The sequence below is a fragment of the Streptomyces sp. NPDC048018 genome, from assembly GCF_043202995.1.
Taxonomy (GTDB): domain Bacteria; phylum Actinomycetota; class Actinomycetes; order Streptomycetales; family Streptomycetaceae; genus Streptomyces.
Genome location: NZ_JBIDBK010000024.1, coordinates 1 through 12,527, shown reverse-complemented (window position 1 = coordinate 12,527; position 12,527 = coordinate 1). Strand labels below are relative to the sequence as shown.

Below are 12,527 nucleotides of genomic sequence, written 5' to 3'. Positions count from 1 at the left end.
CACCCAAAAGCACCCACTGAACAGCCCCGTAACACCAACCCATGCACCAGCCCGACCGACTCTCACCACCACCGACACCAACCCGAGAGATCGCAGCGAGGCGCTCGGCCGGTCGCGCGGCGGGCTGACCAGCAAGATCCACCTGGCCTGCGACGGCCAGGGCCGCCCCCTCGCGTTCACGATCACGGCCGGGAACGTGAACGACTGCACCCAGTTCGAAGCGGTCATGGACCGCATCAAGGTCGCCAGGCCCGGGCCGGGACGGCCCCGGACCCGGCCCGACCGCGTTGTCGCGGACAAGGGCTACTCGGCCCGCAAAATCCGCGCCTACCTGCGCAGACGCGGCATTGCCTGCACGATTCCCGAGCGGATCGACCAGATCAACGGACGCCTCCGCCGCCACGAGACCCTCTGCCGACTCGACAAGACCGCCTACCGCAGGCGCAACGTCGTCGAACGCTGCTTCAGCCGACTCAAGCAGAACCGGGCCCTGGCCACCCGCTACGACAAACGAGCCGCCCACTACCAGGCCATGGTCACCCTCGCCTGCCTACAACTCTGGCTCCCATGACTTTCCCGACACCCCCTAGGGCTGGGGACGCTCATCCCGGCGAGGCGGTCGCCTGTCTCTCTGGCGAGTTCATCCGCGTCGCTGGTGTGGCGGCCGAGCCCGCTACGCGAGCCCGCCTCTGTTCCAGGGACGCCACCGCCTGCGATCGACCGCCGGGGTCTCGCACCCTTCGGCCGGGGGCTCCTCCTGTTCTCCTGCCACGTGGGCCTAGCCGAGCACGGCAGCCTGCACGGCCGGCCAGTCCTGCGTGCACCACCAACGGAACAGGTCGACGGAGGAGATCACGGGGAAGGGGAGCGCGTCGACGAACCTGCGCGGGTACACCTCGGCAGGGCGCTCGGCGGGGTCGAGGCGGTGCTGGTGGTTGACGATCAAGGCAGCGCAGGTGACAGGCTGACCGGGTCGCAGGTGTGGCCATTTGTCCAGATGGCGTTGAAGCTGCGCGATCAGTTTCTCCCCGGGTGCCCCTGCGGCTGCCTTCACCTCGACCAGGCACGTGGCCCCGTTCAGCACGGCGAGCAGGTCTGCCGACAGGGTGTCTCCTAGCTCCTCGTCCAGGTCGGTGACGGCGAAGCCGGCGGCACGCAGTACGACGGCCACCGCGTCTTCCAGCTCGCTGCCGGTGCCGTAGAGCAGGCCGTTCCGTACGGGTTCGGCCTTCTCCCTCGCCTGCTTCAGGTCGCCTTTCAGGCGGGTCCTGTCCTCCAGGTAGCGACGCTCCAGCTCCTCAAGGGCACTGCGTGCCTGGGTCTCGGCGGGGGTTTCCAGGGCGGGGTCGAGATGGTGGTGTGAGCGGACGCGGCGCAGTGCGGCCGGTACGTGCTGGGGAAGTGCACGTTGGACGAGCCAGCCGACCACCTGGTTCCAGTCGACCCCGTCAGGGATTACGTACCAGATCTGTTGGCCGTCGCCGGACGTCCAGCGAGCGACGACGGGCCCACCCAGGCTGTCGACGAGGATCGGCATCAGCTCGCCTTCGGGCTCGCCAACCGTTGTTCCGCGCGAGCCCTCCATGGCGGTCGCCTGCACGGTCATCGCCCACCAAGGGGCACCGGAAGGGCGGTTGAGCAGTCTTAGTCCGAGGTCGCGGTCGGCCGCGTCCAGACCGGGAGCCAGGGAGACTTCTGCCCCCGCAAGCAGGCGCTCGCCAACGATCGCGCCGGTGAAGTGGCGAAGGTCCACGCGGCCACGGGGCTGGCCGAAGACCGACCACACGGGGTCCTCATCATCGTCCGCCGTGCCCATCGTCGCGATGATGAGCGCGGGCTCGCCACGCGAGGCCACCCCGGACAGGAACCTGTCGTACTCGTCGGCGCCGTTCCCGGAGAAGTGGCTCGGGTTGATGGCGGCGGCGCAGGTGCCCGTGTCTGTGCCGAGCCAGCGCGGTTCGGCCCCGTGCTCGGTCCAGGAGATTCCCGCGTATTTGGCCGAAGTCGCGAAGCGGTCGCGTACGTAATCGTTGGCCTGTGGACCGGGCTCCTCCATCGGGGCGGGGTCGTGGACAGCGATGTGTACGGGGACGAGTCCGTTCGGAGACAAGGTGCGCGCAGCCATGCTCGAACCGTAGCGGGCCGGTGTGACAATGCCGCCGGCAGAACACAGTCCTGCTCGCGCCGGGGGTACGAGACCGGTAGCCGTTGGCCGAATGGGGACCCGCCATCGCGTCCAGCGTCAAGGGAAGAGGCCTGGTCTCTGGCGGCCGCATTGTCGGAGCCCAACGATGTCCTGGAGGATCACTACGGGGGTGGGTATGGAGCTGACGGCGTTCTTCAGCAGCGGTGACGGATGGGCGCAGCCCTGGGTGCTCGACGTCGAACTGGTCGAATCCTTGCGGTTCGGTCCGCCAGCCGGGCATACCGACCTGGACGTGGCGATCGTGCTGACCCAGCTGCTACACCATGACTTCGTCTCCTACGGTACCGACGGCCAGGGCCGGCATCTGGACGACGAGAGCGTGCCCCTGGTCATCAAGGCGCACCGCGCCGTCCTGGAGCGCCTGGCTCTTGAGCCGCCTGCCTGGCCGTTTCGTACCTTTGACGGGCCGCGCGGGTTCGGCAGCTACTGGCGTGCCAACGATATGAGTGGCAGTTGGAAGGCGCGGCGGGACTGCATCGAGCAGATCCTCGGCCCTACGCGGGACGCGCTGGAGGACCTGCAGGAGCTGGAGTACGAGCGGCGGTTCACCAGGGGTCCGTCGGGCAGCTTCAAGAACCTGATCTTCGCCGCCGACGGGGTCAAGCCGGAGATCGTGCTGCGGGACGCGGTGAACAACGAGGTCGAGATCGTCCGTCACGCCGACACGTGCCTGGTGTTCACCGACCCGCTGCCAGCTCACGGGCTCACCTGGCGGCAGATGGTCGCCTGGTGGCAGAAGAACCACCAGGCGGGCGCCGATGAGAAGACGGCCGCCGAGGGGCTGTACCGGCGTCTGTACCGGTCGCTGGACTCGAAGCCCGAGCAGCTCCTCATGATCACCTACTGTGCCGGTACGCCGAGGAAGGAGGCTTCGACCTGCCCGCGCTGATCCCCCAGGTCTACCTCCACTACGACGCCTACACGCGCAAGAGCGGCAAGCAGTCCGGCGCACTGTACCGGCAGCGGATGGACTTCCTGCTCCTGGCGCCGGACCGCTCCCGCATCGTCATCGAGGTCGACGGAGTACAGCACTACGGCCGGCCCAACCCACCCGACGAACAAGGACGCATCACGCATACCGCGGTGCCGCGGCTGTACGCGGAGATGGTCGCCGAAGACCGTCGGCTGAGGCTCGCCGGATATGAGATCTACCGCTTCGGCGGCTGGGAACTCACCGCCCCGGGCGGCAGGCAGCTGTTGGAGTCCTTCTTCACCAGCCTCCTCGCACGGCACCAGAAGCCATGTGACGCGGCCTGCCGCAGCGAAGCTGCCCTTCGAGAGGACGTGTACGGTCGCCAAGATGAATCGAGATGCAGCCTCTGATCCGCGTCGGCTCGGCGTGCCCAGGGAAGTCGTGGACGAGGGCGCGCGTACGCTGCGCCATGCCGTCGAGTCACTCGACGCCTTCGTCGGGAGTCTCACCGAAGGCACCGCGGTCGAGGGGATGTCGCCCGCCGATGCGGTGTGGGTCAGTTCCTCGCATCACCGGCACCGCACAGCACGTTCCCGGTTGTGGGCGTGGGCGGGCTGGAGCACTCAGCTCACCCTGGGGAACATCGTCGATCACGTCCAGGCGATCGAGCGGACGCTGGTGGGCGAGCCCGTGGCCATATGGTCGCTCGTCTCGCTCTCCCGGGTCGTGCAGGAGGGCGCCATCCGCGTGTGCCACCTCTATGAGCCCGGTCTCAGCCCCGAGCAGCGTGCGGTGCGCATCGCCGCCGCGTGGCTCAACGGAGCCCGGCAGCATCAGGTCGCGGCCAAGGACGTCGGCGTGCAAGCGGTCCCGGAAGCGGAGAAGATCTGGCAGTTGGCCGAACGGACCGTCCAGCGCGCCGGAATGAGCATCGGCCTGGACAGACGGGGCCGTCCGGCCTCGGCCGTGCTGGGATCGGTGCAGGCGCCGTTCAAGGTGGACCTCACAGGCATCGCCGCGAAGCGGCCTACGCATCTTCCTGCCTGGTACCGCATATCCTCCGCAGCCTCGCACAGCACCGTGTGGATGGTCGCCCAGGCCTTCGCCTCCGACGAGGACGACCAGCCGGTCATGAGGGCCGACCCGGAGATCGTCACCGCGGCGGTGCTGGCTGTTCTGGGTGCGTTCGAGGACTTGGTGCAGACGCTGGGCGACTACTACGGCAAGGACCCGCACCAAGCGCTTCTGACCGTCCGCCGGCGCACCGTGGCGGTCCTCGACCGTCAGCGGAAGTGGCGGCAGCAAGCGCAGGACGATGTACGCCTCCTACTTGGCGAAAGCGGCACGTGATCCCCTCGTGTGCCGTGTCGTCTTCGCCGCCCCGCCGGTATCGGTCCTGGTCACGTCGGCCTGGCTCTGAGGGGATGGTCAGGGCCAGGCCGTTGGCGGGGAGGTCCTCAGGGGGAGACGAAGCGGCAGTGTTCCGGCTCCAGCTCAAGTTCGATCGCGGGTCCCCGGCCAGTCACCCGGCGCAGAATCGCCGTGGAAGGGTAGGGGGTGGTGTCCCAGCTGCCGAGGGCGCCTGGCCGGTGCAGGACAAGGACCCGGTCGCTGTGGTCGGCCATGCCGGCCGGCAGGTGCGCGGCGGTGATCGGGACGTCAGGATCGTCCGGGTCTTCGGTGACGACCTGCGAAGTGACCAGGACGGCCAAGTTGTATGCGCGGGGCAGGGAACGGAGTTCTGCCATGGTCGCGGCGGTGTCGCGCCCCTGGTCGGTGAAGTCGCTGAAGTGCCAGAGGGAGTCGACGACCCACAGCCTGAGCGGGAAGTCTCTGCGGGCTGCGGCCAGTAGGCCGGCTCGAAGGCTGTCGCGCGCACTGGCACCCACTCGCGCGCCGTGCCGGAGCAGAGGCGTGGCGTCGAGTTCGGGCACCGCGGTGGCCTTGAACGTCTCCCAGCCGCCGGGAGGGACCTGCGAACGTACGTCGAAGCCGTATCGGGCGGCGATGACCTTCTGAGCCAGGGCCTTGCTGGTGATCTCCCCGGAGGTGAACAGGGCGCCGATGTGCTGCTGTGCGTTGTGCAGGGCAAGGTTCAGCGCCAGGGTGGAGCGGCCGACTGTCGGCAGTGACACCAGTGCCGTCACCGTCCCCGGGGCAAGGGATGCAAGCGCGGCGGCGTCCGCGCCCCACGGCCACAGGCACCGCGGCGGCACGAGGGCCTGGGTCGTAGGCCGAGGGTTGGTCACGGGTGCTGTTCGGATGGCGCCCGCGGTTGTGGCTTCACGGGTCAGGAGGACGACGGCCGCTGCTCGTCCCTGGGCGTCGAGGGGGATGGGCAGGCGGCCGGCGGCTGCGGCTTGCCTGACGCGGCGCAGTGCTTCCTGGTAGCCGCATCCCACGGCGGCGTTCAGATCCCTGGCGATGCGCTGCTGGTGGGTGATGTTCCGGGTCATGACAGCTCCTGCGCGCTGGCTGTGCCGTCCCACCCCGGCGTGCCAGGTGCGCGGGACGTCACGGTCACGTCTGCGGGCACCGCTGCTCACGCCTTCCGAGCGGCCGCTCAGGTTCGCCTTCGGCCAGAGGTGGGTCTGGGCCGTGGCACGTGCAGACGAAGCACGTCCTGGAGAGGATAGCCAGGTGCCCGAGGTGGCCGGAAGAGCCGGTTCACGCCACCGACAGGCAACGACGCTCGTTCCCGCTGTCCTCCCCGATCCAGATCGGAGAGTCCCGGTACTCCTCCAGCCAGGGGCCTACCAGGCCGGCCAGCACGGCGTAGCGCTCGGGCGTCATCGTGGCGACGCCCTGCCACACCAGGGCGCTCACCAGCTGTCCGACAGGGGCTCCGACTCGGCGATCTTGCCGAGGCGAGCGGTGATGCCCGCGAGGATCCCGAACGTCGACTCCACCTCGAGCCAGGCGATCTTGTCGTCAGTGCCGTTCTCGTCGCGCATCTCGATGAGGTCCATCAGCCGGTCCTTCGCGGTGAACACCGCCTCCTGGAACCGAGTGAGGCTCGCGGCCTCCTTGGCGGCGGGGTTGTTGCGCTCCGCCTCGGAGGTGAAGCCGTGCCGGACCGCCTGGCGCAGGTAGGCGTTGAAGGTTGAGGTCGCCCAGTCCGACGGCTGCTCGACCAGGGATTTGGACTCGCTGTCCCACCAGCGCAGCGGCCGGCGGGCCCGAGACCGCTTCACGGCGTCGGCCAAGAGCTCGCGGCCCGGCCCGGTCTCCAGGAGGCCCTTGATGATCTGCCCGACGCTGGTACGAGCGATGGTGGTGCCAACCGTCTCCTCGGCCGAGCCGGCGGCGGCCCGCAGGTGACCGGTGACCACCAAGGCGACCATGCCGAGCACGCCGAGCAGGAGGGCGGCCTGGGTGTCGTTGGCGTGGGCGCGGTCCCGGAGGCCGTCGATGGCGTGGTCCGTGGCGGCGTTCTCCACCGTCCACTCGGTGTCGACCAGGTCCTGCCACAGGCAGCCGGTGTCCAGCGCCTTGCGGATCGAGTCCAGGTGCTTCGGCGTCTCGACGCTCGCCGAGTACGAACGCAGCCCCAGTTCCACCACCGGCCCGTTGCGGTGGCTGAGGTAGAGACCAGTCTTACCGAGCTGGGAGCGCACGAGGCGGTTGAAGGCGTGCCCCTTGCGGGTGAGCTCCTGGACGATCTGGGCGAAGCGAAGGTCGGGCAGGTCGTCCAGGCCAAGCAGGCGCATCCCCTCGGGCACCTGCTCGCGGCCGATCAGAACGTCTCGCCGCGCCGTCGCCAGGTCCTTGTCGGGCTGCCCGCCATCCAGCAGGCCCTCGTCGTAGAGGGCCGTCGCCATCTCCTCGGCGACGACGGCGTGCTGGGAGCCGGCGGAGAACTTCTTGGCGGACACGTTCATGCGCACCAGCACGCTGCGGACAGCGGCGGGGAAGCGCTCCATCCCGCGCTGCGGGTCGTCGTCCTCGTAGCCGACGATCACCTGGACCGGCACGGTGAGCGCGTTGAGCGCGATCGCCGCTTCGTTCCGCTCCCGCTGGTCCGCCTCAGTACCTTTCGGCAGCTGCGCCAGTCGCTTGTGGGCCACCTTGGCGATCTTGCGGACGAGCTCACGGCGGGCAACGAGCGGCAGTCGCATGAGGTACGAGGGCAGCAGCCGGATCCGGGTGTGGTCGCGGACGTCGCCGGTCAGCCATCCGCGCTCGACCGGCAGGAGCACCAGGCAGGAGATCAGCCGACAGTTGCCGTCCACGGCCGTGTAGTCCTCGCCGACCGAGTCGGGGGAGCCGGTGAAGGTCGCCGGCACCAGCATCAGCGAGCGCTCAACGATGCGCTCCCCTACGTCCTGCGGGTTGTCCTTCTGCACGGCGATCGCGGCCCGGTCCACGGCCTCCATCACGGCCTCGAACGCGTCGCCGTGGACCAGCGTCGCGTACCGGTCGTGCGGGGCCGGCATCGACAGCGCGAGTCGGCCGCGGGGCGCCTTGGGGTCGGCGGCGTAGCTCGCGTCCGCCAGCAACCGGTCGTTCTCCACCGCAGGGGAGATCATCGGCGCATACGCGCGGAAGTTCAGCGTCGTCAGCCAGCCGAATGGCGTCCGGTGCCGCTCAGCCCGGCTGAGCTCGAGCTCCTGGGGGTCGGTGGCCAGGTGGGCGAGACGCTCGATGTGGCTGGGGCTAAGGAGAACTCCGCCGAGCTTGCCGAGCTGGGTCTGGGCCTTGGTCGTCTGGCTGACCGGCGGGACACGGTGCTCGAACTCACCGTTCTCGTTTCGGAATCCGCTGACCGGGATGACCTGGATCTCACGGGTCTCGCCACGGTCCGGCTTGGAACTGCTGCTCATGGGGCGCCTTCTTGGACGGCCAGCGTGTAGTACGCCGGCGTTGGCCGCGCGTCACGCGGCGCCATCCGGGCTGCCACGCACCCACTCCGCCTCTGAAGAACCTCAGTCCGTTCAGGGTTTCGTAGCGTTGTCACGTCGGTCAGCGGCAGTTCGAGTGCTCTACGTGTGTGGCGGCGAGGCCGTCGCAGACGGAGAGGAGCCCAAGTCGTGCGGTTGCAGACCTCGGTCCGCGCGCGCAGGCGTTTGACCGCCGCAATCAACGGCGTTGGCCGGACCCTACCGGTTCGCTGACCATCGCTCAAAGTGGTTTTAGTGAACTTCTTCTGACGCGCCGGCAGATGCCGTGCGACTCCAGGCTCACTAGCTGCGCAAACTCGAGAGACCGGCCCGGCTCCAACGTCCGGAGCGCCCAGGCTGCCTTCCTCGAACCTGCGAGCTGTCCCCGGCCACCCGGTCCCGAGTCGGGGCGAACGGGGCCTGAGTGGCAGGATCAGGGCAGGGGGCTCCGCCCGCACACCGTTGCCTGCGGGTGCGATACCCAAGGCCGCACTCCGCGGAGGGCAGCTCTCTAGCATCACGACCCTCTGACCAGGGAAAAATGGCGGCGCTCAACTGGCCAGATCGAACGCTCACTGGCCAACTGAAGCGCTCAGTCACACGGGGGGCCAGGCGCTTTGCATGAGGAGCCGTGCTACAGCTCGAACTCCAGGTGCTCGACGTCGGTGAAGCGAACTTCCTCCAGGGAACCGGCGCGGCGGCCGCCGTCCTGGAAGTACACCTCCTTGAGTGCTTTGGCGGCGATCCGTTCGAGTTCGCGTTCACCGGCGCCGGCGTCCTGGGCGTCGAAGAGGCGGGCGGCGTGGTGGGACGGCAGGGCGATGGTGAGGTGGCGGATGCGGTCCTGGTCGGTGGTGCCGATGGGTGCGGTGTAGCCCATGCGGGCGCGGGCGTCGATGATGATGCCGCCGGTGGAGGCGGCCTTCGCCTTGGCCTTGGCCCGGATCTGGGGCTGCCAGCGTGCCTTCACCTCGCGCTCCAGGCGTACGGCGAGGGCGGGGCGCGGGTGCTTGGCCTTGCCCGCCACGTACCGCTCCACCTGCCGCTGGGACATCCCCCAGCAGGTCGGCGGCCGCCTTGGTACCGCCGACCTTCTTGACCAGGTACCGCATCTGCGTACCTGCGGTCTTGGGCGCCGGGCGGGTGAATGACTTTTGCACCGCGGCGTTCAGGCCGTCCCCGAACAGGCTCATCGTGGCCTTCTCCTACTCTCCGTTGTCGGCGTCGGTGACGGTGCCGTCCTTGATGTACCGGGCGAGGTTGAGCTCCGGTGCGTTGAACTTCTCCCGGACCTCCTCGCCCCACAGGACGGTCTGGGTGCCTTCGTGCTTGACCAGGCCGGGGTTGATGCCGAGCTTGAAGCCGCCGGGCAGCGGTTTGCCGTCGCGGTAGGGCAGGAAGTCCAGCGGCGACTCGCCGTTCGCGGCGTAGACGACGCAGTCGGACAGGACCGCGATCGGGTACTGACCGGATGACTCGGTCGGCACGCGGAGGGCAGCGAACAACTGCTGTGTCAGTTCGAGGTGGATACTCGCGGGGGCCGGGAGGCCGTGATCTACGGTCCCGGCCCGGAGTACGCCGTCCACGGCATGGTGCTCGTGCCGCTGGAGCTGCTGACAGAGGAGTCCTAGTCCCCGGTGCCCCCGAATTCCTCCTGCCCCAGTGATCAGAAGTTGAGAAGGTGGGCCTGTACGACCTGAAGTCGATGGGAGACGGAGCGCCCCGCCTTGATCATCTTGGACACGAACATCCTGCGGAGCTTTGAGCTGGCGAGCCCTAAGGCGGAGCTTCTCCGAACCATCCGAGAGGCAGGCGCCGAAGGCGTATCGGTGCCTTGGGCGACCTTGGAGGAGTTGGCGGGGCAGCGCAGTGCGCCGACAGTCCGAAAACCCCCAAGGTCAACGAGTGGGTCGACTTCCGCTCCGCAGCACACGCCAGTGCCGTGGGCAAGAGCCTGCTCCAGCAACTCGACTTCGAGCGCCGCATGGACCACCTCGCCCGGCACCGCGCCGTCCGGCTCACTTCCCGAACGATCACCGACCCCGCCCGCCTCTTCCAGACGATCGACGGGCACGGGCCACAGGCCCCCCAGTTCGACATCCTCGAGTACTCACCCAACGAAATGTGCGTCGCAGTCTCCCTCGGCATCGGTGGTCAAGCCGGCTGCGTGGCCCTGTCCCTTCCCACCTCCCAGCGCCACCGGCTGCTGGAGGCAGCCAAGGTCCTCACCGAAGGATCCACCGGCCTGCTGCTCTCACTCCTCCTCGCCTCCCAGCCCACCAGCCACCCACCTCACCACCCCACACAGAGATTCCAGCGAGAGGCGCAGCACCACGATCCCAGCCTCTCCAGCACGCCGACGCTCGACGCCCCGCCCGGCCTCTGGCTCCCGGCCTCCGCGCTACGCACGCACAGCCGCCCGCACCAGCAGCTGCACCCAGGCGGAATAGATCAGAAACAGAAAATTGAATCGCAAGGTGTCACCTTGGCCAAGCCTGTCCCCGCCGCATACTCGATCACCGACCTCCCCCTGATGGAGGCGTCCGACCTCCGTGCATGCCACCTCGTCAGCAGCGGCCGCTGAACTGCCAGGGCGACCGGACGGAGTCAGCTTCCCGGCGTACCGCACCGAGCAGGAACCAGCACGCGGGAGTCGGAGGAGATCAACCGCTTACTGATCTGGACCGGCTGGCAGTGAATACCACCCCGCACCGGCCCGTGCCCTCGGGCCGGAAAGCTCGTTGCGCCAGGCAACCCTCGCCGTTCTTCACGTCGGCTCCGTCAGCCCAAGGGATCTTGAACCCGGCTGGCGGGGCCGATCCGCGACGGTGCGCTTCGGTCGCGGCCGCACCCCCACGAGGGCGGATTCACGAGGCTGGCGCTGCCAGGCGGTCCGGGCTCGAGGTCAAGCCGCTTGGGCTGGCCGCTCACGCAGCGCCCGCCTCGCCGATCAGCTTGCCGGGCAGAAGGTCCGCGATTTGGTACCGGGAGGATGTTGTACGAGTTGGCCGTACGGGATGGCCAGCAACAGCTCGCCTGGGGCCTGACGCACCTGTTCGGCCAGGCGGAATGTCCAGGATGCGGGAGTGTCTTCGGCATCACAGACGAGTACGCGGCCGCCAATGCATCCGCTCCATGGGACTTCGCCCGAGGCCACACCAAGGACGCTCTCTGATGACCACCGGCAGGGCCCCGGAACCGCCTGCGGGGCTTGAGCGCAAGCAGAGGGCCGAGGTGACTGATGATGCGGCCGGCTGCGGACTTCGAGACGCCGAACAGCGGGACGAGCTGTCGCAGCGTCAAGTTGGTGCGCCAGTAGGCCGTGACCAGCAGCACCCGGTCCTCCAGCGGCAGGCTCCACAGCCGGCTTCTGCGAACCACGTCAGCACCCTCATCCCGCAACTGTGCCACCAACGTGCTGAAACAGCGGGGGCTCAACCCGGTGAACGGGGCTATCCAGGACGACTGCGACGCCGTGATCACACCAGTCACGGCGGGAGCCTCACACGGTTCACGCCATGGCCGGTCTGTTGATCACTTGCTGGACAAGCGGAGATCTCCGGACCAGGTCTCACAACGAACACGGCCGGAGTCGAAAGTGATCTCCAATGCGATCCGCCCGCTGTCCGGGGCACTCTCGTCGCTGGCTGCCAGCACCGCCTCGCCGAGGTGATCCGCGAACGGGATCTCGCCGCTGATCGGCGCCACCTCGACGCGGCCTGACTCCGCCATGTCGTATCCCACGAAGGGGGCTGACGTCTCCACGACCAGGCACCAGTCCGAACCGGTCGTGATGCGCGTGGCGACCGCCTCGCTGTCGATCAGCCAAACGTCCAACGGGCCGGACGGAGCCTCTGAGCCGTACAGGTGCCACGAGGCGACAACTTGCTCAAGACGGCGCCCGACCAGGTAGTCAGGACGCACGCCGGCCCCGTGCAACGGACACTCGCTCCCCCTCTTCGACTCCACCCGCTGACCGTACCTTCAGGCAGACCTCCAGCTCACGCCCTTATACGGGACAGCCCTTGAGTGGCTCGTCGAGCACGAAGGCACGGTCCACGGCTCCGTGAACCGCTACCAGCGCAAGAACGGCACCTTCTCGACCGGCTGGGAGGCCCACTTCTTCTCCGGCGGACGCGGGTGGCGCCTGGACGCGATCAGATCCTGCGCCCAGCTCGCCGAGTCGACCTTCCTCTGGTCCTCGCACGAACCGGTCGAAGACGGACCAGGACTCGCGCGAGTGGATGCCGCTGGCCCCCGGACGCGGCATGCCAGTACGTCTCGGACCGGGTCGACACAAAGCTGCGCTGGGGCCTCGCCGCAGACCCGGGCGAGGCGGACGCGCTCGCGCTATACGCCGACGGGCCGTGCGAGGACACGGTCGTGCACTACACCCCGGCCCCGTAGCGGGTGGTCATCGGGCGTCGGCGGTCGGCCTAGGGCCTGTTGCGAAAGTGCTGGTCACAGCCATTCGTTGATGGCTGCGACCAGCACTGTCGCTTCGTAACGGACGGCGAGTTTGTCGTAC

10 protein-coding genes and 3 pseudogenes are annotated in these 12,527 nt (G+C 68.5%); 5 read left to right on the top strand and 8 right to left on the bottom strand.

Features of this window, described 5'->3' with window-relative positions:
• A partial coding sequence (locus tag ACGF1Z_RS35505; protein WP_393010764.1) for an IS5 family transposase occupies positions 1-571 on the top strand: 571 nt, incomplete at its 5' end.
• 207 nt (positions 572-778) lie between these two features.
• Here ACGF1Z_RS35505 and ACGF1Z_RS35500 read toward each other — a convergent pair.
• On the bottom strand, positions 779-2,125 hold the full coding sequence (locus ACGF1Z_RS35500; RefSeq protein WP_393010762.1) for a hypothetical protein: 1,347 nt from the start codon (positions 2,123-2,125) through the stop codon (positions 779-781).
• 196 nt (positions 2,126-2,321) lie between these two features.
• Here ACGF1Z_RS35500 and ACGF1Z_RS35495 point away from each other — a divergent pair, with 196 nt between their 5' ends.
• From ACGF1Z_RS35495 to ACGF1Z_RS35485, 3 genes are all read left to right on the top strand, one after another.
• Positions 2,322-3,095: a hypothetical protein gene (locus ACGF1Z_RS35495; RefSeq protein WP_393010760.1), complete on the top strand. Its 774-nt coding sequence runs from the start codon at positions 2,322-2,324 to the stop codon at positions 3,093-3,095.
• Between the two features lie 77 nt (positions 3,096-3,172).
• Entirely contained in the window at positions 3,173-3,529 is a 357-nt protein-coding gene (locus ACGF1Z_RS35490) for a hypothetical protein (protein WP_393010758.1), read from the top strand.
• On the top strand, positions 3,507-4,469 hold the full coding sequence (locus ACGF1Z_RS35485) for a hypothetical protein (protein WP_393010756.1): 963 nt from the start codon (positions 3,507-3,509) through the stop codon (positions 4,467-4,469). The genes ACGF1Z_RS35490 and ACGF1Z_RS35485 overlap by 23 nt, the downstream gene beginning before the upstream one ends.
• A gap of 107 nt (positions 4,470-4,576) precedes the next feature.
• On the opposite strand, the gene ACGF1Z_RS35480 is transcribed toward ACGF1Z_RS35485, so the two are convergent.
• The 5 genes and pseudogenes from ACGF1Z_RS35480 to ACGF1Z_RS35460 all read right to left on the bottom strand — a co-directional run.
• Positions 4,577-5,575 (bottom strand): hypothetical protein, encoded by a 999-nt coding sequence (locus tag ACGF1Z_RS35480; RefSeq protein ID WP_393010754.1) that lies wholly within the window; start codon positions 5,573-5,575, stop codon positions 4,577-4,579.
• Positions 5,576-5,786: 211 nt separating this feature from the next.
• Positions 5,787-5,945, bottom strand: a complete 159-nt coding sequence (locus tag ACGF1Z_RS35475; protein WP_393010752.1) for a hypothetical protein — start codon at positions 5,943-5,945, stop codon at positions 5,787-5,789.
• Entirely contained in the window at positions 5,942-7,942 is a 2,001-nt protein-coding gene (locus ACGF1Z_RS35470) for a hypothetical protein (RefSeq protein WP_393010750.1), read from the bottom strand. Before ACGF1Z_RS35470 ends, ACGF1Z_RS35475 begins: the two co-directional genes overlap by 4 nt.
• Before the next feature lie 691 nt (positions 7,943-8,633).
• A pseudogene (tpg, locus tag ACGF1Z_RS35465) lies at positions 8,634-9,192 on the bottom strand (telomere-protecting terminal protein Tpg).
• Between the two features lie 12 nt (positions 9,193-9,204).
• Positions 9,205-9,471: pseudogene (locus tag ACGF1Z_RS35460) on the bottom strand (transcriptional regulator); the annotation flags it as partial.
• A 362-nt stretch (positions 9,472-9,833) separates the two neighbouring features.
• On the opposite strand from ACGF1Z_RS35460, the gene ACGF1Z_RS35455 reads away from it, so the two are divergent.
• On the top strand, positions 9,834-10,583 hold the full coding sequence (locus ACGF1Z_RS35455; RefSeq protein ID WP_393010748.1) for an IclR family transcriptional regulator C-terminal domain-containing protein: 750 nt from the start codon (positions 9,834-9,836) through the stop codon (positions 10,581-10,583).
• 611 nt (positions 10,584-11,194) lie between these two features.
• Here ACGF1Z_RS35455 and ACGF1Z_RS35450 read toward each other — a convergent pair.
• Positions 11,195-11,491 (bottom strand): annotated as a pseudogene (locus ACGF1Z_RS35450) (transposase family protein); the annotation flags it as partial.
• A 42-nt stretch (positions 11,492-11,533) separates the two neighbouring features.
• The gene (locus ACGF1Z_RS35445; protein WP_393010746.1) at positions 11,534-11,923 is read right to left on the bottom strand and encodes a hypothetical protein; all 390 of its coding nucleotides are present in this window, start codon (positions 11,921-11,923) and stop codon (positions 11,534-11,536) included.
• Positions 11,924-12,527: the final 604 nt, after the last annotated feature.

Excerpts from the sequence above, each read along its gene's own strand:
- ACGF1Z_RS35495 (WP_393010760.1), top strand. The coding sequence starts at position 2,322 with ATGGAGCTGACGGCGTTCTTCAGCAGCGGTGACGGATGGGCGCAGCCC.
- ACGF1Z_RS35470 (WP_393010750.1), bottom strand. The coding sequence starts at position 7,942 with ATGAGCAGCAGTTCCAAGCCGGACCGTGGCGAGACCCGTGAGATCCAG.
- ACGF1Z_RS35490 (WP_393010758.1), top strand. The coding sequence starts at position 3,173 with ATGGACTTCCTGCTCCTGGCGCCGGACCGCTCCCGCATCGTCATCGAG.
- ACGF1Z_RS35500 (WP_393010762.1), bottom strand. The coding sequence starts at position 2,125 with ATGGCTGCGCGCACCTTGTCTCCGAACGGACTCGTCCCCGTACACATC.
- ACGF1Z_RS35480 (WP_393010754.1), bottom strand. The coding sequence starts at position 5,575 with ATGACCCGGAACATCACCCACCAGCAGCGCATCGCCAGGGATCTGAAC.
- ACGF1Z_RS35485 (WP_393010756.1), top strand. The coding sequence starts at position 3,507 with ATGAATCGAGATGCAGCCTCTGATCCGCGTCGGCTCGGCGTGCCCAGG.